1 protein-coding gene is annotated in these 333 nt (G+C 71.8%); it reads left to right on the forward strand.

Annotated elements, in window-relative coordinates; translation table 11 throughout:
- On the forward strand, positions 1–333 hold a 333-nt coding region (locus F0U47_RS20265; protein WP_149752311.1), incomplete at both ends, for an ATP-binding cassette domain-containing protein.

The following is a 333-nucleotide window of genomic DNA, read 5'->3' on the forward strand; positions in this document are numbered from 1 at the left end:
ACGACATCCGCTACTCCTACCCGTCGGCGGAGCGGGTATCGCTCATGTCGCTGGAGGACGAGGCGACGCTCGACACCCGCTGCGGCGAGGAGTTCCTGCACGGGGTCTCGCTGCGGGCGGAGCCGGGCCAGGTGGTCGCGCTCGTCGGCTCGTCCGGCGCCGGGAAGTCCACGATCGCGCAGCTGGTGTCCCGGCTCTACGACGTCGACTCGGGCGCCGTACGTCTCGCCGGCGTCGACGTGCGGGACCTCTCCGCGGCGGCGATCCGCGGTGCGGTGGGCATGCTGAGCCAGGACGGGCACCTGTTCCACGACTCTATCCGCGGCAAGCTGC

The sequence above is a fragment of the Nocardioides antri genome (assembly GCF_008373765.1).
GTDB classification, from domain to species: Bacteria; Actinomycetota; Actinomycetes; order Propionibacteriales; family Nocardioidaceae; genus Nocardioides; species Nocardioides antri.